Origin of the sequence: Kitasatospora sp. NPDC085879 (assembly GCF_040686255.1) — a bacterium.
GTDB lineage: Bacteria > Actinomycetota > Actinomycetes > Streptomycetales > Streptomycetaceae > Kitasatospora.
In genome coordinates, this window is the sequence record NZ_JBFBJZ010000082.1 from 1 (window position 1) to 20789 (window position 20789).

General features: G+C 76.8%; 15 protein-coding genes. 5 read left to right on the plus strand and 10 right to left on the minus strand.

All coding sequences use genetic code 11. From position 1 onward, the window contains the following. Window positions 1-144: 144 nt before the first annotated feature. The gene (locus AB0P35_RS36465; RefSeq protein WP_363519627.1) at window positions 145-1572 is read right to left on the minus strand and encodes an FAD-binding oxidoreductase; all 1428 of its coding nucleotides are present in this window, start codon (window positions 1570-1572) and stop codon (window positions 145-147) included. Window positions 1573-1665: 93 nt separating this feature from the next. Here AB0P35_RS36465 and AB0P35_RS36470 point away from each other — a divergent pair, with 93 nt between their 5' ends. Beyond that, a complete protein-coding gene (locus tag AB0P35_RS36470; protein WP_363519630.1) occupies window positions 1666-2064 on the plus strand; it encodes a hypothetical protein in 399 nt (132 codons plus the stop codon). A 1-nt stretch (window position 2065) separates the two neighbouring features. On the opposite strand, the gene AB0P35_RS36475 is transcribed toward AB0P35_RS36470, so the two are convergent. The 8 genes from AB0P35_RS36475 to AB0P35_RS36510 form a co-directional block, all read right to left on the minus strand. Next, window positions 2066-2710: an LUD domain-containing protein gene (locus tag AB0P35_RS36475; protein ID WP_363519633.1), complete on the minus strand. Its 645-nt coding sequence runs from the start codon at window positions 2708-2710 to the stop codon at window positions 2066-2068. Then, window positions 2707-4164, minus strand: coding sequence for a lactate utilization protein B (locus tag AB0P35_RS36480; protein ID WP_363519636.1), 1458 nt, complete (start codon window positions 4162-4164; stop codon window positions 2707-2709). The genes AB0P35_RS36475 and AB0P35_RS36480 overlap by 4 nt, the downstream gene beginning before the upstream one ends. Next, complete coding sequence (locus tag AB0P35_RS36485; protein ID WP_363519639.1) at window positions 4161-4985, minus strand: (Fe-S)-binding protein; 825 nt, start codon at window positions 4983-4985, stop codon at window positions 4161-4163. The genes AB0P35_RS36480 and AB0P35_RS36485 overlap by 4 nt, the downstream gene beginning before the upstream one ends. A gap of 187 nt (window positions 4986-5172) precedes the next feature. Further along, entirely contained in the window at window positions 5173-8346 is a 3174-nt protein-coding gene (locus AB0P35_RS36490; protein ID WP_363519641.1) for a bpX6 domain-containing protein, read from the minus strand. Then, window positions 8343-10034: a hypothetical protein gene (locus AB0P35_RS36495; RefSeq protein WP_363519644.1), complete on the minus strand. Its 1692-nt coding sequence runs from the start codon at window positions 10032-10034 to the stop codon at window positions 8343-8345. Before AB0P35_RS36495 ends, AB0P35_RS36490 begins: the two co-directional genes overlap by 4 nt. Then, window positions 10031-10621, minus strand: coding sequence for a hypothetical protein (locus AB0P35_RS36500; RefSeq protein ID WP_363519647.1), 591 nt, complete (start codon window positions 10619-10621; stop codon window positions 10031-10033). The genes AB0P35_RS36495 and AB0P35_RS36500 overlap by 4 nt, the downstream gene beginning before the upstream one ends. Further along, complete coding sequence (locus tag AB0P35_RS36505) at window positions 10618-11925, minus strand: AAA family ATPase (protein WP_363519650.1); 1308 nt, start codon at window positions 11923-11925, stop codon at window positions 10618-10620. Before AB0P35_RS36505 ends, AB0P35_RS36500 begins: the two co-directional genes overlap by 4 nt. A 362-nt stretch (window positions 11926-12287) precedes the next feature. Continuing rightward, window positions 12288-13661: a M64 family metallopeptidase gene (locus AB0P35_RS36510; protein WP_363519652.1), complete on the minus strand. Its 1374-nt coding sequence runs from the start codon at window positions 13659-13661 to the stop codon at window positions 12288-12290. A 287-nt stretch (window positions 13662-13948) separates the two neighbouring features. Here AB0P35_RS36510 and AB0P35_RS36515 point away from each other — a divergent pair, with 287 nt between their 5' ends. Further along, window positions 13949-15319: a helix-turn-helix transcriptional regulator gene (locus AB0P35_RS36515; RefSeq protein ID WP_095871483.1), complete on the plus strand. Its 1371-nt coding sequence runs from the start codon at window positions 13949-13951 to the stop codon at window positions 15317-15319. 142 nt (window positions 15320-15461) lie between these two features. Here AB0P35_RS36515 and AB0P35_RS36520 read toward each other — a convergent pair whose 3' ends face one another. Further along, a complete protein-coding gene (locus AB0P35_RS36520; RefSeq protein WP_363519656.1) occupies window positions 15462-15920 on the minus strand; it encodes a zinc ribbon domain-containing protein in 459 nt (152 codons plus the stop codon). 250 nt (window positions 15921-16170) lie between these two features. On the opposite strand from AB0P35_RS36520, the gene AB0P35_RS36525 reads away from it, so the two are divergent. The 3 genes from AB0P35_RS36525 (at window position 16171) to AB0P35_RS36535 (ending at window position 20754) form a co-directional block, all read left to right on the plus strand. Then, complete coding sequence (locus AB0P35_RS36525) at window positions 16171-17520, plus strand: transaminase (protein ID WP_363519658.1); 1350 nt, start codon at window positions 16171-16173, stop codon at window positions 17518-17520. Between the two features lie 117 nt (window positions 17521-17637). Further along, window positions 17638-18078, plus strand: a complete 441-nt coding sequence (locus AB0P35_RS36530) for an Lrp/AsnC family transcriptional regulator (protein WP_095871486.1) — start codon at window positions 17638-17640, stop codon at window positions 18076-18078. Window positions 18079-18276: 198 nt separating this feature from the next. Then, the gene (locus AB0P35_RS36535; RefSeq protein ID WP_363519662.1) at window positions 18277-20754 is read left to right on the plus strand and encodes a DUF3376 domain-containing protein; all 2478 of its coding nucleotides are present in this window, start codon (window positions 18277-18279) and stop codon (window positions 20752-20754) included. The last annotated feature ends 35 nt before the right edge of the window (window positions 20755-20789 follow it).

The window sequence follows — 20789 nt, forward strand, 5'->3', positions numbered from 1 at the left end:
GGGGGGCGGGGGTAACCCGGGGGGGGGGGCGCCGGGGCGCCCCCCGCCGGGGGCCCGGCCCCCCCCCCCCCCCGGCGGCGGGGCCGCCGCGGGGGGCGGCACGGCGGGCGTCAGCGCTCGGTGGGCGTCAGGGCACGGCGGGCATCAGGACTCGGCGGGCGGGATGTTCTGGTTGAGACGGAAGAGGTTGCCCGGGTCCCACTGTCGCTTGAGTTCCCGCAGCCGCCGGTACTTGGCCGTCCCGTACGCCTGCTCGACCCGCGAACCACCCTCGTCCATCAGGAAGTTGACGTAGACGCCGGTGTGGTACGGGGCGAGCGCCGACCAGAAGCCGCGGACCCACTCCCGCTCCTCGGCGAAGCCCTCGGCGTCGGCGCAGCTGCCGTTGATGTTGAAGGTGTGGCCGGCCGAGCGGCCGCTGAAGGCGGTGTCGTCCTCGCCGAGCCGGCCGATCGCGCCGCCGAGGTGGAAGATCGGGAAGCTGGTGAGCGGCGAGGCGATCCGGGCGGCCCGCTCGGCGGTGATCTCGATGATGTCGTCGGTGAGTTCGGCGACGTCGCAGGACTTGAAGTAGTACCAGCGGCGGCGCGGGAAGGACGGGTCGAGCATCGCCTGGTGCTCGGTGAACGGCTTCGCGCGGCACAGGTCGAGCACCGGCGGGCCGAAGCGGCGCAGCGGGCGCAGTACGCGCTCGCCCTCGTCGAGGTCGCCCGTCCAGCAGCAGATCACGATCGCCACCGGCCGGCCGTGCAACTCCGCGGGGATCTCGGGCAGCGGCGGGGCCTTGCGGTGCACGACGGCGGTGGTCAGCCCGTCGGGCACGCCGGTGATCCACTCCCGGTAGAAGCGCAGCAGGCGGGCCGAGTCGGCCATGTCCCACAGGACCGGGCCGGCGAGGACGGTCGGGCCGACCGGGTTGAGGCGGAACTCGAACTCGGTGACGATGCCGAAGTTGCCGCCGCCGCCGCGGACGCCCCAGAACAGTTCGGGGTTCTCGGTGGCGCTCGCCCGGACAAGTCCGCCGTCGGCGGTGACCAGGTCGACCGAGAGCAGCTGGTCGATCGTCAGGCCGTGGCGGCGCATCAGCCAGCCGATGCCGCCGCCGAGGGTGAGGCCGGCCAGGCCGGTGTGGGTGACGATCCCGGCGGGCACGGCGAGGCCGAACTGCTGGGTCTCGTGGTCGAGTTCGCCGAGCAGTACGCCGGCCTGGACGCGGGCCGTGCGGGCCTCGGGGTCGACCCGGATGCCCTTGAGCCGGGACAGGTCGGCGACCAGGCCGCCGTCGCAGAGCGACTGCCCGGGGAAGCTGTGCCCGCCGCTGCGGACGGCGAACGGCACACCGGTGTCGGCGGCAAAGCGGACGGCGGCGATGACGTCGGCGACGCCCGCGCAGTAGGCGATCGCGGCGGGTCTGCGGTCGACGGAGCCGTTCCAGATCTCCCGGGCCGGGTCGTAGCCAGGGTCCGCCGGCGTCACCAGGTCCCCGCGGAGGGCGGCGGCGAGTCCGTCGGTCTCCAGGCCGGGCGGCGGCGCCGTGCGGGCGGTCGTCTCTGCTCCGGTCACCGTGTCCATGGCCACTCCCGTCGGGCAGACCCCGCCTCCCAGTCTGGCCCCGCCCCCGCCCCGCCACCGTGCGGGCCGGGGCGGCCTGCCAGGATGCCGGGCGTGATCTACGAGTACTTCGCCGCGCCGGACGACCGGGCGGCAGCCTCCGCGTACGAGGGCGGGCCGGAGGCCGCCGGGCTGCCCTGGTTCTGGGTGAAGGGCGTCGATCCGGCCGTGGACCTCGCCCCGCTCGTGGCACTGGTGGACGGCGCCCTGGACGGGGAGGTCCGCCTGGTGAGCGACCCGGAGTCGGACTGGTGCTGGGTGATGGCGCTCCCGGACGGCCTGGGCGTTGCCCTGGCGGCCGCCGGCGCAGGGCGGCGGGCCGAGGCGGCGGCGGCCTGGGCGCGGGTGCTGGGCGGCCGGGGCGAGCTGTCGGGACTGCCTGGCTTTCTGGAGCGGCTGGCCGGTCTCGGCCGGCTGGCCGGGTGGCAGCTGTACTGCCGGGTGGTGCTCTGAGTCAGCCGTCGAGGAGGACGACGTCGAGGGTGCGCGGGCCGTGGACTCCCTCGACCCGGGTGAGTTCGATGTCGCTGGTGGCGGAGGGGCCGGAGATCCAGGTCTGCGGGCGGGCCGGGTCGAGCCGGGGCAGCGCCTGCGGGACGGAGGCGACCACCTGCTCGGCGCGGACCACGCAGATGTGGTGGTCGGGGACGAGGGTGAGCACCCGGCGGCCCTGGCCGGGGCCGCTGTCGAGGACGACGGTGCCGGTCTCGGCGACGGCGAGGGCGCAGCCGGTGACGACGCTGTCGGTGCTGTCGAGCAGGTGCGCGGTCAGGGTGCCGTCGTCGGGGCGCTGTTCGACGTCGGCCGCGGCCAGCCATCCGGCGGGCAGGCCCGGGGGGACGGCAACGGTGCGGGCGCCGCGGTCGGCGAGCAGGCGGGCGATCAGGCCCGGCAGGGCGTCCTCGGTGCAGCGGTGGACGTGGGCGCGGTAGTCGGCGAGGTTCTCGGCGAGCAGGTCGAGGACGGCCTTGGGGTCGTCGAGGACGTGGGCGAAGCGGTAGTCGCGCCGGACGGGCGGCCGGCCGGCCTCCTCTCCGGCCGGGACGTCGGTGAGGGCGCTGCGGATGCGCGCGAGGACGATGTCGCGGGAGGAGCTCATGGGGTGCCGTCCTTGCGGTCGCGGTGCTCGGCCCACCAGTCCCGGAAGGGTTCGGCGGGCAGTTCGGGCAGGTCCCGGGTGTCGGTCCAGGCCTTGGCGGGGCCGGGCAGGGGGAGCTTCCTGAGGTGCAGCCCGCGGGTGGCGGAGGCGGCCCGTTCGGCGGCGGCGAGGGCGGCGGGGTGGTCGAGCAGCCAGGTGGCGGCCTTCATCACGGCCTTCTCGACGCGGTGGCCGGGGCCCTGGTCGACGGCCTGTTCGCGCAGGTGGACGAGGACCTCGGGGATGTCGATGGCGACCGGGCAGACCTCGTAGCAGGCGCCGCAGAGGGTGGAGGCGAAGGGCAGTGAGGCGTCCAGTTCGGTGCCGAGGCCGCGCAGCTGCGGGGTGAGGATGGCGCCGATCGGGCCGGGGTACGGGGAGCCGTAGGCGTGGCCGCCAGCCCGCTCGTACACCGGGCAGACGTTGAGGCAGGCGGAGCAGCGGATGCAGCGCAGGGCCTGGCGGCCGACGCGGTCGGCGAGGGTGGCGGTGCGGCCGTTGTCGAGCAGCACCAGGTGGAAGCTTGTCGGCCCGTCGCCGTCGGCCCCTTTCGATGGTCCCAGTCCCGTCCACATCGAGGTGTAGGGGTTCATCCGCTCGGCGGTGGAGGAGCGGGGCAGCAGTTGGAGGAAGACCTCCAGGTCCTGCCAGGTGGGGATCACCTTCTCGATGCCGACGACCGAGATCAGCGTCTCCGGCAGGGTCAGGCACATCCGGCCGTTGCCCTCGGACTCGACGACGACCAGGGTGCCGGTCTCGGCGACCAGGAAGTTGGCGCCGGAGACGCCGACCTTGGCGCGCAGGAACTTCTCCCGCAGGTGCAGCCGGGCGGCCTCGGCGAGGTCGCCCGGCGCGTCGGTGAGGCCCTCGGGTGCGGGCCGGCCCCAACGGCCCATCGCCTCGCGGAAGATGTCGCGGATCTCGGTGCGGTTGCGGTGGATGGCGGGGACGAGGATGTGTGAGGGCAGGTCGTCGCCGAGCTGGACGATGAGCTCGGCGAGGTCCGTCTCGTACGCGGTGATGCCCTCGGCGGCCAGGGCCTCGTTGAGGCCGATCTCCTGGGTGGCCATGGACTTGACCTTGACCACCTCGTGCTCGCCGGCGGCCTTGACCAGGTCGGCGACGATCCGGTTGGCCTCGGCGGCGTCGGCTGCCCAGTGCACGGTGCCGCCCGCCGCGGTGACGGCCTGCTCGGCCTGCAACAGGTACGCGTCGAGCCGGCGCAGCGTGCGGTCCTTGATCTCCCGGCCGGCGGCGCGGAGTTCGTCCCAGTCGTCGAGTTCGGCGACGGCCCGGGCGCGCTTCTCGCGGATGGTGCGGGTGGCGTGGCCGAGGTTGGCCCGCAGGGTGGCGTCCTTGGTGGACTCCTTGGCGGCCTTCGGGAAGGCGGGCATGCCCAGGTAGGTGCCGCTCATGCGGTGCGTCCCCCCGTGGCGGACGCCGCCGTGGCTGCGGCGGACCGGGCCGGTCGGGGTGCGGGCGGGCGGTACGGGGCAGCCTCGGTGGCGGCGAGGATCTCGGCGAGGTGGACGGCCTGCATCGGCGCGCCGCGGCGGCGCAGGGTGCCGTCGAGGTGCAGCAGGCAGGAGTTGTCGGCGCCGCAGAGCACTTCGGCGCCGGTGTCGAGCGCGTGGCGGACCTTGTCGGCGCCCATCGCGGCGGAGACGTCCGGGTTCTTGACGGCGAAGGTGCCGCCGAAGCCGCAGCACTCCTCGGCGCCGGGCAGCTCGACGAGTTCCAGTCCCCTGACCGCCCGGAGCAGGCGGCGGGGGCGGTCGCCGAGGCCGAGCATCCGCAGGCCGTGGCAGGAGGGGTGGTAGGTGACGGTGTGCGGGAAGTACGCGCCGACGTCGGTCACCTGCAGCACGTCCACCAGGAATTCGGTGAGTTCGTACATGCGGGGTGCCAGCGAAGCGGCGGCGTCGGCGAGTTCGGTGCCACGGCCCTCGGCCTGGGCCCGGGCGCCGATCCTCGGGTAGCCGTCGCGGACCATGGCCGCGCAGGAGCCGGAGGGGGTGACCACGTAGTCGTGGCCGGCGAATGCGGCGGCGGTGCGGCGCACCAGCGGTTCGGCCTCGCGCCGGTAGCCGGTGTTGTACTGCGGCTGGCCGCAGCAGGTCTGCGCGGCCGGGAAGTCGACGGTCACGCCGAGGCGTTCCAGCAGTTCCACCACGGCGACCGCGGTGCGCGGGCGCACCGCGTCGTTGACGCAGGTGGCGAACAGTGCGACGCGCATCGCGGCTCCTCGGCGGCGGTTCGTGTGCAGCGGTGGGCGGTTGGTCGGTACGGGCGGCAGTCGGCAACGGGCGCCGGGCGGGGCGTCCGTCGCGGGGAGTGTACGGCCGGGGGTCGGGGTGGGGCGGTTCCGCCGCGCATGTCGGCCGAGGTCGGCCGGATCGGGCGCGGCGGGGAACCGGGCCCGGTCAGTCTGCGGTGATGCGGAGGTTGGCGAGGACGGTGGTGTCGTCGGCGGCGAGGGTGAGGATGCGGCCGCTGCGGTGCCAGTAGGTGGCGGTGGTGGCGTGGCGGCGGACGCCGACCGGGGTGGGGCGGCCGCCGGGGCCGGGGGGTGCGGCGGGGACGTGGAGGGTCAGGAGCGGGCTGTCGGTGGGGCGGCGGGCGGCGTGGACGGTGAGGCCGGCGGTGCCGGGGCCGGGTGCGGGGACGGTGAGCGCCCAGTCGTCGCCGTCGGTGTGCGGGGGCGCGACGGGGAGGCCGTCGACGGTGAGCGGGCCCGGGGTGGGGACGCCGAACCAGCGCAGGGTGGTCCGGCCCGCCTCGCGGTCGGCGGTGGTGAGCAGTCGGCCGCCGCCGGCGAGCGCGGCGAGGCCCACGAAGGCGCCGGCCGACCGGAGTTCGTCGTCGGTGAGGGCGACCCGGGCGGTCAGCCGCCAGCCGGGCAGCTCCCAGGTCCAGCACTCGGTGAAGCCGGTGCCGAAGCGGGGCCGGGTCAGGACGATGGCGGAGCAGCGGTCCGCGGTGCGGGACGGCGGGCCGGCCGGGCGCTGGTCGCCATGGGCGTTGTCGCCGCCGAGTTCGCGCCAGACGACGGTGGGCCGGTCCGCCGCGGTGTCGAGCACGACGAGGCCCTGTGCGTCGACGCCGATCAGCTGCCGGCCGTCGTAGGTGCCGAGCGTGGCGGTGGAGCGCAGGGTGGTCCAGGGACGCAGCGTCCGGGTGGCGAGGTCCAGTCGGGAGACCTCGGTGACCGGGCCGTGGTCGGCGACGACCAGGGCGTTGCCGCCGTGGTCGGCGAGGACCAGGCGGTCGGCGGGGGTGTCCCAGCGCGCCTTGGTCCGCCCGTCGGGCGTGAGCAGCCGCACGCCCGCCTGGCCGCAGGCGACCAGCAGGGCACCGGAGTCCAGGTAGGCCGCGTCGAGCACCGGGAGGGTGCCGGGGCGGTCGGCGGCGGTGACCTCCAGCGGCCGTCCGCCGGTCCGGCCGGGCTGGACGGGACGGGGCAGGTCGGCGGCGGCGAGCGGGTCGGCGCGGGCGAGCAGGCGGTCGAAGCGGGCGCGGTCGGTGCCCTGGCCGGAGGGTGCGCCGAAGCCGCCGTCGCGCACGGCGGCGCGGGCGGCGGCGGTGGTCAGTTCGCGGTCCACCACCGGGTCGGCGGCCGGGAGTTCGGACAGGGCGGTGAGCAGGGCGGCCCGTCCGCGGGCACCGGCCGGCTCCTCGCCGTCGATCACGGCGCGGGCGAGCTGCACGGTCGCGCCGGGCACGCCGAGGGCGAGCAGGTGGCCGAGTGCCCGGCCCTGGGCGGGGCCGCCGAGGGCCACCGCGTCGCGCAGGTCGGCGACCACGGAGGTGCGCAGCTCCTCCTCGGGCCAGACCGCCTCGACGGCCCCGATCCGGTCGCCGGCGCTGCGGCAGTGCTCCGCCCAGGCGAGCCGCAGTTCGCGGGCCGCCGCCGGGTCGGTGGCGGTGAGCCGTTCGACGGCGAGCGCGAAGGCGCCGCGCCGGTGGGCGGTCCGGACGGCGCGGTCGCGCTCACCGGCCCGCCACCAGAGACGGACCACCAGGTCGGGGTCGAGTTCGCGGCCCTCGGCCAGTTCGGCGGCCTGGGCGGTGCGGCCGTACCGGTCGAGCAGGGCGACCGCCTCGCCGGGGTGGTGCAGCAGGTCGGCGAGGACGAACGCGGCCTCGTCGATGCGGCCTTCGCGTTCCAGGGCTTCGGCGGCCGCGCGGTAGAGGCCGGTGAGGTACCCCTGCACGTCGAGGCCGGAGAGCGCGGACGTGCCGCCCGCGACGGCGACGCCCGGGGTGGCGCGCAGTGCGCCGGTGTAGCGCGACGGCAGGCCGAGGCTCAGCCAGTCCTGCCGGTCACCGCGGCCGGGGGCGCCGAGCTGGATGGCGTCGCGCAGCGCGTCCTCCCAGCGCTTCTCCCGGAACGCCCGGTCGAGGCGCTGCAGGTAGCGGGCGTGGCGGCCGCGGACCAGGCCGGCGGCGGGGCTGCGCAGGGTGAGCCGGGCGAGCAGGCCGCGCAGCAGGGGGCGGCGGGGCCGGCCGCCCGCAGCACCGCCGGCGGCCGCCCCGGGGGTGCCGGTGCCTGTGGCGCCGCCGGCCGCGACCCTGGCCTGCTGCCGCCGGGCGCGTATCGCCAGGGGGAGGAGCACCAGGAGGACGAGACCGAACAGCGTGGACGGGGATCCGGCGTCGCCCGAGGCGAGCCCGTTCACCATCCGGACCAGGATCAGCACGAGGCCGATCAGCACCAGGGCGGCGCCGGCGAGGTTCATGAGGAATCGCAGGGCGGTCCGGGCGCCGCGCAGCGCGGACCGCAGGAGGCGGCCGAGGCCGCGCGGCGACAGCAGCCCGGCCAGGGCGGCGCCGCGGCGCGGGGTCCTCGGCGACGGCCCGCGGCGGGCGAAGCGCGGCCCGCCGGCCGTCCGGCGCAGGCGCCGCCGGGGCAGGGTGATCACCGGCAGGCGGTCGAGCAGCCGGGGCCGCCCGGACTCGCCGAGCAGCCGGCCGGCGGGCGCCGAGCGGGCGCCGAGTCCGGCGGCGGCGCGCAGGTCGGGGGCGGCCGGGGGCGGCACGGCGTCGACGACGGGCGCGGGGTCGGGCGGGGTGCCGACGGGGCCGAGGCGGTGGACGGTGAGGCCGCCGGGGTCGAGCCAGTCCGCCGGGTCGACGGCGGGCAGTTCGGCGGTCGGGTGCGCGCCGACGCGGCCGCCGGTGGTGAGCAGCAGGTGCCCGGCGGGGGCGCCGGTGCCGTCGGTGCCGACGGCGACCAGCGCGCCGGCGGTGCGGCGCACGGGCAGGCCGGGGGCCAGGTCGGCGCGGACGGTGACGGGTGCGGCCAGGGTGAGCAGCCAGCGCCCGTCGGGCAGCCGGTGCAGTTCGGCGCCGTCCTGCCAGTGGGCGAGGACCCGGGCGGCGGCCTCGGCCGGCCCGGTGACGGGGGTGTCGAGGACGAAGCCGGCGGCCTCGACGGCGCCGCGGAAGTCCCCGGGCGCGGGCGGGCGGGCGGTGCCGGGCTCGGACGGGCGGGCGGCGGGGGTGCGCGGGTCGGGCCGGTCGGCTGCCGCGGGGGTGCGTGCGACGGCCCGGTCGGGGGTCGGACGGGCCGGGCGGGGCGCCTCGGTGGTGCTCACTGGTCGCTCCCGATGACGTGGTGGATCCGCCCGGTGTCCGCCTCGCCGACCAGGATCCGGTCGGGGCCCTTGGGCACGGCGATCAGGGGCAGGGTGGGGTGGAGGGCGGGGCGGCCGCTGCCGCCGGACAGCCGGGCGAGGGTACGCCGACCGTTCGCACGGACGTGGCGCAGCACGGCGTCCTTGCGGCTGACGGTGATCAGGGCGGCGCCCTCGGCGCCGTGGACCAGCCCGATCACGTCCGCCTGTTCCCGGAAGGTGACGAGCTGGTGGACGCCGTCGCGGTCGACGAGGTCCCAGGTGCGGCGGTCCTTGCTCCAGGCGACGGCGCCGGCGCCGTGCAGCAGGTGGCGTGCGTGCTCGGCGCCGGCCGGCAGGTCGCCCTCGTACAGGCGGCCGTCACGGGCCCGGTCGTAGGGCAGGTCCGCCGCCTGCCTGCCGACCGGCCCGTCGTCCTGGGCCTCGCCGTCCGCGCCGATCCGCCACCAGCGGCCGGCGACCGGCAGCCGCAGGAACCGGCCGTCGACCAGCAGCGGCAGCACCGGCTCGGCCAGCAGCGCGTCCAGGCCGGCGCGGTCGAGCCCGAGGGCGGCGCTGTCGCGGACCACGTACTCGCCGCGCTCGCAGAACCGGCGCCCGCTCACGTACGGGACGAGCTGGCGGCCCCAGGCGCAGAGCACGATCAGCCGCCGGCCGGTGCGGCCGGCGGCCACGGCGGGGCCGGGCAGGTCGTGACGGCGGGCGCGGACCACGGTGGCGTGCTGGTCGGAGCCGGGCAGGTGCACGGCGAGCAGGACGTCCGCGTCGCGGCCGCGGGCCAGCAGGGTGCGGGAGTCGGTGGTGAAGACCGGCAGGGCGCCGCCCCTGACGCCGGTCGGCAGCACCGCCTGCACCGGGGCGGCGCGGCGGAACCCGGCGCCGCGCAGCGCTCGGACGGCGATGTCGGGGGCGGGCAGCGGCAGCAGCGCGGTGGTGGGGGCGGCCGCGCCGGTGGTGATGCGGACCTCGACGCCGGTGGCGCCGTTCGCGTCCCACTGCACCGGCCGGGCGGTCAGGGCCCGGGTGCCGGTCGGGAGGAGGGCGGCGAGGCGTTCGGAGGTGAGCACCCAGGCCCGGTCGCCGTCCTCCAGGAGCTCGCAGGCGTGCCGGACGTCCTCGGGGGTCGGGTCGCTCCGGCGGCGGGCCTCCAGCCAGGCCGGGAGCAGGTCTTCCAGGTCGCCGCCGAGCCAGGTGCCGGAGAGGTCGCCGAGGATGCCGACCCGCAGGACGGTGCCGCGGGCGGCGGCCCTGCGGTGCAGGACGAGCAGCGCGGCGAGCTGGACGAGGCGGGCGGCGCCGGCCTGCTCCGGGCCGGTGTCGGCCAGCACGACGGTCCGGCCGGTCGGCGTGGGGAAGGTGAACCCGGGCGCGAGGTAGAGGAGTTCGCCGTCGACGAGGCGGCGGAGGAACTCATCGGGGAACTCGTCGGCGAGCAGCCACTCGGAGGGGAGCAACTGGTCCGGGCGGCCGGTGCGGGCGAGGCCGCCGTGGCCGTCCGGGGTGCCCTGGGCCCGGGCGGCCGGCTCGTGCTCGGAGACCAGGGCGTCCAGGCGGCGCAGCAACGGGCCCAGGGCGGTGGCGAGTTCGGGGGTGAGGGCGGCGAGGGAGGCCGACCAGGGGGCGAGAGCGGAGGGCAGGGCGCTGGTCATGCGGGACGGCTCCCGGTGGGCTGCTCGGCGGATCCGGGGGCGGGGGCGGGTCCAGGGGCGGGGGCGGCATCGGGCCCCGGCTCGGCGTCGGGCTCCGCCGGGAGGAAGCGGTCCAGCGCCGCGGGGTCGGTGGTGGGCGGCGGCGGGTCGGCGACCAGCGCATGCCCGGGAAGCAGGACGCACACCTGGCCGCGCCGGGCGCCGAGGGCGGCCGGCCACAGGGCGGGCGCGGGCAGCGGGCGCGCCGTGGTGGGGACGAGCAGTTCGCCGTCGCGCCCGAGGTAGCGGGCACCGTCGGCCCAGGGCAGGTCGCCGGCGGCGCCGAGAACGAGCAGGGCGTCCGCGTCCGCGAGCGTGCCGAGCCGCACGCCGGCGAGCAGCCGGGCGCGGGTCGCCGCGGCCAGGGCCGGTACGGCGTCGCCGAGGGCGAGCACTGCGGCGGGCGGCAGGGGCGGTTCGCGCCGCTCCCAGCGCAGCGCGAAAACCGGCTCGGCGGCCGAGCCGCGGGCGGTGACGGGCCCGGGGGCGGTGACCGCCCTGCCGGGGCCGGACGGCTGGGCGGGAACGGACGGCTGGGCGGTGGTCACGTCGGGGAGACCGCCACGACCAGGTCCGCGCGGACGCCCGCGAGCACGGCGGGCAGGTCGTCCGGATCGAAGCCCGCGTCGATCTCGCGCAGCACGCCCTCCAGCCGCAGCCGCGAGTCCGGGCCGCCCGGGAGCGTGCCGTGCTCGGCGAGCAGCGCGACGGCGGTGCGCGCGAGCCGCTCGGCCCGGGCGTGGGCGCTGCGCGACATCTCCTCGGCGGCGTGCACCAGGCTGTGGTTGGCGGACTTCTCGATCAGGTCGGCGAGGGTGTCACGGGCGAGCGCCTGGGCATCGGCGGTGGGGGCGATGAGCGGCAGCACCCACAGGTCGCGGGTGGTGGCGCGGTCCCGTCCGTCGAGGACGGCGGCGGCAGCCACCAGCCGCTGGGAGCGCACGGCCCGGCGGTCGCTGACGGGGACTCCGGCGGCGCGCAGCCGCCGCAGGGCGGTGGCGACCGCCGGGGTGACCTCGGTGAGGTCACAGGCCCGGGCCGCGGCGGCGAGCCGGTCGAGGGCACCGAGGAGGTCGGCGGGCCGGCCGGGTGCGCCGTGCGGCGCCGAACCGCCGGCCGGCGGCAGCGAGACCGGGGCAGGGGCCGGGCGGCGTCCGGCCTCGAGGAGCTCTTCCAGTCGGGCGTCGGCGACCGGTTCGACGAACAGCCGGGCGAGGAAGCGGTCGGCGAAAGCGGCGAGCTCGGGGTCCTCGGGCAGGTGGTTGGCAGCGCCGACGCAGACCCTCAGCGGGCTGGCCAGCACCGTGCCGCCGCGGCGGAAGACCCGCTCGTTGAGCAGCCCGAGGAGAGTGTTGAGGACGGCGGTGGAACCGAGGAACACCTCGTCCAGGAAGGCGATGTCGGCCTCGGGCAGCATGCCCCCGGTCTGGAACTCGACGAGGCCCTCGCGCAGCCGTCGCAGGTCGACCGGCCCGAACAGCTCGTTGGGCTCGGTGAACCGGCCGAGCAGGTACTCGAAGTAGCGCCCGCCGAGTTGCCCGGCGACCCGCCGCACGGCATCGGACTTCGCCGTGCCCGGTGCACCGACGACCAGCAGGTGCTCACCGGCGACCGCACACAGCGCCACGACCTCGGCGACGACCTCGCGGTCGACCATGCCCCGGCCCGCGGCGGCGACGGCGGCCGCCACGAGGTCCGCGTCGGCCGTGCCCGCACCGCCGTGCGCAGGCGCACCGCCCTGGCCGGGCACCGGGGACGGCGCGGTCGACGTGGCCGCCGGGATCGACGGGGACACGGAGGGCTGCGGGGTCGCGGGGTTCGGCGAGGCCGCAGCGGCGGGTATGTCGGTCATGATCACGGGAGTCTACGGTCCGCCGTCACCGCTCCACCAAGGGGTTTCCGCCCAGCTCCGAGGGCCCGCCGGGGAGCCGGCGACGTCGGTTCCCACTCACTGCCGGGGCCTGCCCCGGCGGTCACCCGACCGGGATCCGTCGGCGCCCGGCGAGCCGCTCCGCCGGCAACCGGGCGACCGCCGCCCCGGGCGCACCGTGGGCCGGAAGGTGGCCGAGCAGGGCCGGGACCCGACCGCCGCGAACTCGCCGCCGCAGCGTCACCGGCGCACCGCCGGACGCCGGCACGCCCGCGACGGCCTCCCCCAGCCCGGGCACCCCGTGCCCCGTGGGGCCGCCGAGGGACGGTCAGGGGGTGCCGGGGTCAGGGGGTGCCGGCGACCCGCCAGGTGAGGGTGTCGGTGGCGAGGTCGCGCACCTGCGGGTCGCGGACGGCGTCGGTGCGGTCGACCGAGATCGCGCTCAGGCGGTGTGTCCTGCCGTCCGGGCGGACGCCGAGCGCGGCCGGGACGACGGAGGTGCGGCCGCGGACGGCGGGGACCTCGGCGCCGTCCAGGTACCAGCGCAGCTCGGGTGCGGCGAGGCCGGTCAGCGCGGCGGGGGCGACGGTGATCCGGGTGCTGCGGCGGACGGTGCTGCCGGCGGGCAGGTCGCTGCTCAGCCCGTTGGCCTTGCGGTAGAAGCCGGCGATCATCGCCTCGCGCCCGGGCCGGTTGAAGTCGGTGCTGGAGAGCGCGCGCATGATCGAGGTCTCGGTGGGCCGGTAGAGGCCGTGCGGGTAGTAGTCGCTGCCCTCGTAGGTGCCGACGGTGCCGCCGGTGGGGTCGTCGGCGCCGAGCCAGCGGTACCACTTGGCGCGGTCGGCGAGCAGCTGGTCGGCGGTGCGGTTGGTGGCGTTGGGGCCGTCGACCTCGCCGTCGGTCCAGGTGCCGTAGGACGGGTAGGTGTACTCGTCGTGGAGCTGCCCGACCGAGTGGCCTATCTCGTGGGCGGCGATCAGGCTGGAGGAGGCGTTGTCGGAGGAGAGCGTGGAGACGCCGTCGAAGGGGTAGCCCTCGGCCTCCAGCCCGTAGTAACCGGCGCCGCCGTACTTCGCCGAGTTGGCGACCACCACGACCAGGTCGGCGGCGGGTGCCTTGGCGGCGTACGCGGCGACCTTGTCGAGGTCGGTGCAGACCAGCCGCTCCGTGTCGGCGCACCAGAAGTAGCTGCCGAGCGCGGTGTCGCGGACGGTGCCGGTGTCGGGGTCGCCGGTGATGCCGGAGTCGTGCGAGACGGCGTCGACCGTCCAGACGTTGAACAGGCCGCGGTAGCTGCGGTACGGCTCGATCGCCGTGATGGCGGCCCACTTGGCGGCGGCGGCCGCGTGGAAGGCGTCCTGCTGGTCGGCGGTGTAGCCGTCGCCGACGATCACCACGTCGAGGCGGTCGGCGGTGGGCCCGGTGACGGCGAGGCGGCCGACGGCCCCGTCCCCGGTGACGTCGCCGGGGGCCGTCCGGCCGGAGACGCCCTTGCGGTGGGCCGGCGCGGCGACCGGGACGCGCACTCTGCGGCCCTCCGCGTCCGGGCCGGTGAACGCCTCGGCGGTCACGGTCCGTTCGGCCGGGGCGGCCGCCGATGAGCCGGTGGCGGGCGGGCTGCTTCCGGCGGGAGTGGCCGCTGCGGGGGCGGCGGTCAGCGCCAGGGCGAGGGTGAGGCCGGCGGCGAGCGCGGTGCGGCGGGGCATGCGGGTGCGCACATGCCCTCCTCTCGGGTCGAGGGGTTAAGAGCTGAGTTAAGTGGGTTTAACTCGCCGCTGAACATAGGCCCGTCGGACCGGCCCGGCAAGAGGCGGCACACCGATTCCCGTACGGCCAGCGATAATTCGTCCACTCCGCCGACCGGCCGTCAGACCGGACGGCGCACGGCGGGTCGGCGCACCGCGGCAGCCGGCGAAGGACGCGGCGCCGGACCGGGGCCGAGCGCGGCGGGCAGCGCATAGGGTGGCCCTCGCACGGACGGGGCGAGCGGACAGGTGGGACAGCAGTGGCGGACACGACGACCCCGGCGGACCCGGACACCGCCGGCACCGTCGGCCGGCGGGTGCACCGGCTGCGGGTCGAACGCGGCCTCACCCAGCGCCAACTCGCCGAGCCCGCCTACACGGCCGCCTACATCTCGATACTGGAGTCGGACCGGGTGCGGCCCTCCGAGGCGGCCCTGCGGCACGTCGCCGAACGGCTGGGGGTGACGTTCGAGGAGCTCGCCACCGGGAGGCCGCCGCACATCGCGACCGGCCTGCGGGCCGAACTCGTCGACGCCCAGCGGCTACTGGCCCTCGGCGAGGGCGAGGAGGCGGCCGCCGCGTACCGGCGGCTGCTGGCCGGCGCGGAGCGGCACGGCCTGGACGCCGAACGGGCCGCCGCCCTGCTCGGGCTCGGCCAGTGCGCGCTCTACGCGGGCGATCTCGCCGCCGCCCGCGGACACTTCGAGGCCGCGGAGCCGTTGCTGGCCGACGCGCCGCCGCTGCAGCGGGCCCGGGCCGTCCGCGGCCGCGCCGTCGCCCACCTGCTGGCGGGCGAACTCCGCTACTCCTGCTACCTGCTGGAGAGCGCGATCGACGAACTGAACTCCGCCGGGCTGCAGGACCCGGACGCGCTGGTGCTGCTGTACACCGCGTCCGTCGCGCCCTACCTGGACATGGGCGCGCACGCCCGGGCCGCGCAGGCCGCCGAGATCGCGCTCGGTCTGGCCCCGCAGGTCACCGACCCTGCCGTGGTCGCGGGCATGCACCGGACGGTCGCCCGCACGCTGCTCGCCGAGGGCCGCACGGCGGAGGCCGACGCCTCCCTCGCCAGGGCCGCGGCGCTGTACGAACAGCTGCAGATCCGCCCCGAGTTGGCGCACTGCCACTGGATGCGCGGCTATGTGCACGCGCAGGACGGCGCACTGGACGCCGCCGCCCGCGAACTCACCACCGCCCGGGACATGCTGGCGGCCGGCCGGGCCGAGCTGTACACGGCCCAGGTGGAGGTGGAGCTGGCGGACGTCCTGCGCAGGCTGGGCCGCCGCGAGGAGGCCGGGCAGCTGCTGCTGCTCCTCCTCGACCGGCTGCAGCCCGGCCGCGGGCCGGTGCACCGGGCCGCCGCCCACCGGCTGCTGGGCCTGCTCGCGGAGGACGGCGAGGACACCGCGGCGGCCGAGGAGCACTACGGGCGCGCCCTCGCCCTGCTGGAACCCACCGGCGCGGCCGGCGACCTGGCCGACCTCTGCCGCCTGCTCGGCGACCTGCAGCGCCGCCTGGGCCGCACCGAGGCCGCCCTGGACACCTACCGCCTCGGCCTCGGCCACGCGGCGGCCCCCGGCACCACCACCCTCGGCCCCGCCCCGACCCCGCCCCCGCTCACCACACCCTGACCGACCCCGGAGCCACGGATCGGACGGGCCAGCGGGCACCGTGCGGAGCAGAGGCAGCGGGGGTGGCGCGACGGGCCGGGGCGGTAGGGCGGGCCCGTTCACGAGCCGCGCGGCGGTGGCAGGCCCGGCAGGGTCGTCGCCGTCAGCCCGCGCGGCGGGCGGTGGGGACGACTGCGGGGCGGACGCCGCCGATCGGGCGGGTGGCGAAGAGGCTCTCGGGTTCGACGGGGCCGAGCTGGCCGGGGGCCAGTCGGAAGGCGATCAGGTGTCCGCCGGCGACGGCGAGTTCGACCCGGGCTCCGGACGGGACGGCGCCCGGCATCACGCCGGTCACCGCGGCCTGCACGGTGAATCCCTCGTCGAGGGCGACCACGTACGGCATCGGCTCGCCGGCGCCGCGTCGGGCCGCGGGCAGCAGGCGGCGGACGGTGCCGGTGCCTCCGCTGACCTCGTCCTCCATGTCGGCGCTGCCGCACACGGGGCAGAGCATGCGGACGGGTGCGGTCGCGGCGCGGCACCAGCGACAGCGCCGGAAGACCAGTTCGGGGCCCGGCTGATCGGTGGCGGTTGCCCCGGAGGACACGGTGGCGACGGGGTTCATGGCGGCTCCTCCCGGTCCGGGCCAGAGCGCGCGAAAAGCCGCCGCCGAGGCCCGATCGACACGACACCGGGAGCGTATGGCACTGAGTGCCAATCGGTAAAGGCACTGAGTGCACGCAGCCGCGCCGGGCCACGCACACGCTCGAATCGATTGCTTGAACAATTGAATCGAGCGTTTTGTCTTGCTCACGCGCTCCGTACCTGCCTACAGTCAGGGCATCTCCCCCGGCCCCCGACGCTGAGGTACCGCCATGGACCGCGCCCGACTGCAGCACCTGCTCGCCCGTGAGACCGCCGAGGCCGAGCGCCGCAATCCGCGGTCCAAGGCCGCCTACGAACGCGCCGACCACCTCTTCGGCCGGGTCCCGATGACCTGGATGAACAAGACCGCCGGCGCCTTCCCGCGGTACCTCGGCACCGCGCACGGCGCCCGGATCACCGACATCGACGGCCACGAGTACATCGACTTCTGCCTCGGCGACACCGGCGCGATGGCCGGCCACTCCCCCGAGGTGGTCGCCGCGGCCGTGCAGCGCCGGTTCGCCGAGCAGGGCGGCGCGACGGCGATGCTGCCGACCGAGGACGCCGAGTGGGTGGGCGCCGAGCTGACCCGCCGGTTCGGGCTCTCGCACTGGAGCTTCTCGCTGACCGCCACCGACGCCAACCGCTGGGCGATCCGCCTGGCCCGCGCCGTCACCGGCCGCAGCAAGATCCTGGTGAACAGCTACAGCTACCACGGCAGCGTCGACGAGTCGCTGATCGTCGTCGGCCCGGACGGCCGCGGCACCTCCCGCCCCGGCAACGTCGGCGCGCCCTGCGACGTCACCCTCACCAGCCGGGTCGCCGAGTTCAACGACCTCGACCAGCTGGAGCGCGAGCTCGCGCACGGCGACGTTGCCGCCGTCCTCATGGAGCCGGCGCTCACCAACATCGGCATCGTGCTGCCGGAGCCCGGCTACCTGGCCGGCGTCCGCGAGCTCACCCGCCGGCACGACGTGCTGCTGATCAACGACGAGACGCACACCTTCTCCGCCGGCCCTGGCGGCTGCACCGCCGCCTGGCACCTCGAGCCGGACATGCTGACCATCGGCAAGGCCATCGGCGGCGGAATCCCGGCCGGCGCCTACGGCCTCTCCGCCGAGCTCGCCGACCGCCTGCTCGGCCGCAACGACCTCGACCTCGTCGACATGGGCGGCGTCGGCGGCACCCTGGCCGGCAACGCGCTCTCCGTGGCGGCGATGCGCGCCACCCTGGAGCACGTCCTCACCGACGACGCCTTCGAGCGGATGGGCAAGCTCGCCGAGCGCTTCGAGGCCGGCGTCCAGCAGGCGATCGACGTGCACGGCCTGCCCTGGTCGGTCAGCCGGCTCGGCGCCCGCACCGAGTACCGCTTCGCCAGCCCGGCGCCGCGCACCGGCACCGCCTCGGCCGACGCCGCCGACCCGGAGCTGGAGGACTTCCTCCACCTCTACCTGGCGAACCGCGGCATCCTCATGACGCCGTTCCACAACATGGCGCTGATGTGCCCCGCCACCACCGAGACCGACGTGGACGCGCACACCGACGTCTTCTCCGTCGCCCTGGCCCAGCTGGTCGGCTGAGCCCCCGTCCGTTCGGCTGAGCCCCCGTCCGATCCGGGCCGCCGGGGCCCTCCTCGGCACCGGCGGCCTGGCGGTAGGGTTCGAGTGTCGACGGGGCGGACCGAGGAGTTGCGGATTTTGGACGACATCGACCGGGCCATCCTGCGCGAGCTGCAGACCGACGGCCGGATCGCGTACGCCGACCTCGGCCCCAAGGTGGGCCTGTCGGCCTCGGCCGCCCGGCAGCGGCTGCAGCGGCTGATCGACGCCAAGGCCGTCCAGGTCGTCGGGGTGACCGACCCGATGGCCATGGGCGGGCAGGCGATGGCGATGCTCGGCATCGCGGTGGACGGCGACCCGCGCGGGGTCGCCGACGAGCTCGCCCGGCACGGCGAGGTGGTCTACTCGGTGCTGACCGCGGGCGGCTTCGACCTGTTCGCCGAGGTGGTCTGCCCGGGCCCGCGGGAACTGCTCGACTTCGTGAACGACACCGTGCGGCCGATCGAGGGCGTCAAGCACATCCAGTCCTTCCCGTACTTCGGCATCCACACCCACCGGTTCTTCTGGGATGTCGGCTGACCCCGCGTCAACGGCGCGCCGCGACGCCCCCCCCGCCGATCACCACTGTGCCGAAAGGCGCTGTGCCGACCGGCGCCGTGTCGGACGGCGCCGTGTCGGACGGCGCGCTGCGTCGATCGGCGCATTCGGTTCGGCCGTGCGGCTGAACCCGCCGCGCGGGCGGCCGGCGCCGCCCGCCCGGCCCCCTAGCCTGCCGCTATGACGGAGCAGGGCACCGCCGCCGCGGCCGGCCCGCCGCAGGAGGTCCGGCTCGCCCTCGTCCTCAACGGCGGTGTCAGCCTCGCGGTCTGGATGGGCGGTGTGGCCCACGAACTCGACCTGCTGCGCCGCGCCTCCCGCGGCGACGACGAGACGGGCGTGCCCGAGCGCGACCGCCCCGCCTTCCGGATCTGGCGGCGCCTCACCCGGGAGTCCGGCAAGCGGGTCGTGATCGACGTCGTCGCCGGCACCTCCGCGGGCGGGCTGAACGGCGTCCTGCTGGCCACCGCGATCGCCCGCGGCACGGCCCTGCCCGACCTGCGCGGCATCTGGAACCGGGCCGCCGACCTCACCCGGCTGCTCGCCGAGGACGCCGGCGGCAGCCTGCTGCGCGGCACCGTGGTCGAGGACACCCTCGCCGAGGCGCTCGCCGCGATGGGCGAGGAACCGCAGCTCGCCGAACCGGTCACGCTGTTCCTCACCGCCACCGCCCTCGACGGCCGGCCCCGGCGCTACGTCGACGGCTTCGGCGGCGCCTTCGACGTGCCCGACCACCGCCGGCTCTACCGCTTCCGGCACGACGACGAGGCGGCCGGCTACGAGCGCACCGCCGCCGGGCGGTGGCGGGTCGTCCGGCGGCCCCGCCGGGACTTCCACGGCCCGCTCGGCCGCCCGTCCGCCGCCCTGCTACGGGCCGCCCGGGCCACCTCCGGCTTCCCGGTGGCCTTCACCCCGGTGCAGGAGGCACCGATGACGGACCACCGCGAGCCTCCCGCGGACATCCCCAGCAGCTCCGTCATGGACGGCGGCGTCCTCGACAACGAGCCGTTCCGGCCGGTCCTCGACGCGATCGGCGAACGGCTCGCCGACCGGCGGCCCGAGCGCGTCCTGGTGTACGTGGTGCCGTCCGCCGGAACCGTCCGGCAAGAGGGCGTCGGCCGCAAGCGGCCCGAGGACATCACCTGGACGGAGGCCGCCGCGACCGCCCTGCGCTACCCCCGCGAGGCCAACTTCCGCTCCGCCACCGAGGACCTCGCCGAACGGCTGCGCACCCGGGTCGGCGAGGTGCAGTACCGGCTGTTCCGCGAGCTGTACGAGGACCCCGCCCGGGCCACCCGCACACTGCACCGGGCCGCCGAACTCGTCGGGGACTACCGCCGCAGCCGGGCCGCGGCGGTCGTCTGGGACGCCCGCCGGCAGGCCGCCGCCGACGGCGCCACCGCCCTCGTCAATCCGCCCGGGGCGGAGGCCGACTGGCTGCCCGGCCGGAGCCCCGACTGGCTGCCGCCGCCCGCCGGCGACCACGACGACCCGGTGCACACCGCCGACCCGGACGACTGGCGGTGGGGCCTCACCCCCACCGAACGCGTCCTGCGGCTGCTGCTCTCCGACCTTCAGCAGCGCCTGCCGGACTGTGCGGAGACCCAGCGGCGGCAGCTGACCGCGGCCGCCGGCGAGGTCTGCCGCCGACTCGCCGAGAGCCGCGCCGTGGCGGCGGCCGTCCGCGCCGCCCTGCGCGAGGGCCCGCCGGCCGGGCCGTCCGACGCCGGCATCGCCGACCAGGTCGGCGCGGTCTTCGCGCGGCTGGACGTCGCCCGCACGCTCGGCAGCCTTGTCCGGCAGGCCGCCGACAGCTACCTCACCGCCCTGCACACCCTCGGCGAACGGCGCTTCGCCACCGCCCGGGACGCCCTCGCCTGCTGCCTCGCCGTCGAAGTCCTGAGCCACGCCTACGCCCCCGCGGCGGCCGTCGTCGAGCAGCCCACCCCCGCCTTTGCCTTCCTCCGGCTCGGCCCCGACGACCTCGGCCCGCTCTTCCGCCAGGACCGCTACGCCGACATGGGCGACCGCAAGCTCTACGGCACCCGGCTCGGCCACTTCGGCGCCTTCGTCGACGAGGACTGGCGCAGCTCCGACTTCACCTGGGGACGACTCGACGCCGCCCGCCACCTGCTGCGCGTCCTCGTCCCCGAGGCAGGCGAACGCCGCACCCCGGAACGGGAGTTGCACAGCGCCCTGCTCGCCGCCGAGATCGGGCAGGAGCGGATGCGGCAGCACCTCGACGAGCTGCTCGGCCCGGACTCGGCGCTGCTCGGCCGCTCGGTCGGCGGCCCAGGGGGCCGCGAGATCCGGCAGCGGACGGCCCGCTCCGCCCGCACCCTGCTGCTCGCCGAACCGGCGGCGGATCCCGCCGGACCCGCCCGGCCCGCGCCGTCCGCGCTCCACCGGCTCGCGCGCGCCGCCCTCGCCCCCGAGCCGCCCGACACCGCCGGTCTGCCCGCACACCGCCGGCTCGCCCTCCGACTGCTGCGGACCGCCACCCGGCGCACCCGCCGCCAACTGGACGAGGACCCGCTGCCCGGCGCGCTCCGCAGGGCGCTGCGCCGCGACGCCGTCCGCACCGTCTCCGCGGCGGCCGTGCTCTGTCTGCTGATCGGCGCCGGGATCGCCCTGGCGGTGGCCCTGCCGCTGGCCTGACGACTCGTCGGGCAGCCCGCGGCCTGCTCTGTGAA

Bases quoted from the DNA above. Each gene is read 5' to 3' on its own strand.
- AB0P35_RS36485 (WP_363519639.1), bottom strand. From the start codon at position 4,985: ATGCGCGTCGCACTGTTCGCCACCTGCGTCAACGACGCGGTGCGCCCG.
- AB0P35_RS36520 (WP_363519656.1), bottom strand. From the start codon at position 15,920: ATGAACCCCGTCGCCACCGTGTCCTCCGGGGCAACCGCCACCGATCAG.
- AB0P35_RS36535 (WP_363519662.1), top strand. From the start codon at position 18,277: ATGACGGAGCAGGGCACCGCCGCCGCGGCCGGCCCGCCGCAGGAGGTC.
- AB0P35_RS36505 (WP_363519650.1), bottom strand. From the start codon at position 11,925: ATGACCGACATACCCGCCGCTGCGGCCTCGCCGAACCCCGCGACCCCG.
- AB0P35_RS36480 (WP_363519636.1), bottom strand. From the start codon at position 4,164: ATGAGCGGCACCTACCTGGGCATGCCCGCCTTCCCGAAGGCCGCCAAG.
- AB0P35_RS36525 (WP_363519658.1), top strand. From the start codon at position 16,171: ATGGACCGCGCCCGACTGCAGCACCTGCTCGCCCGTGAGACCGCCGAG.
- AB0P35_RS36495 (WP_363519644.1), bottom strand. From the start codon at position 10,034: ATGACCAGCGCCCTGCCCTCCGCTCTCGCCCCCTGGTCGGCCTCCCTC.
- AB0P35_RS36465 (WP_363519627.1), bottom strand. From the start codon at position 1,572: ATGGACACGGTGACCGGAGCAGAGACGACCGCCCGCACGGCGCCGCCG.
- AB0P35_RS36475 (WP_363519633.1), bottom strand. From the start codon at position 2,710: ATGAGCTCCTCCCGCGACATCGTCCTCGCGCGCATCCGCAGCGCCCTC.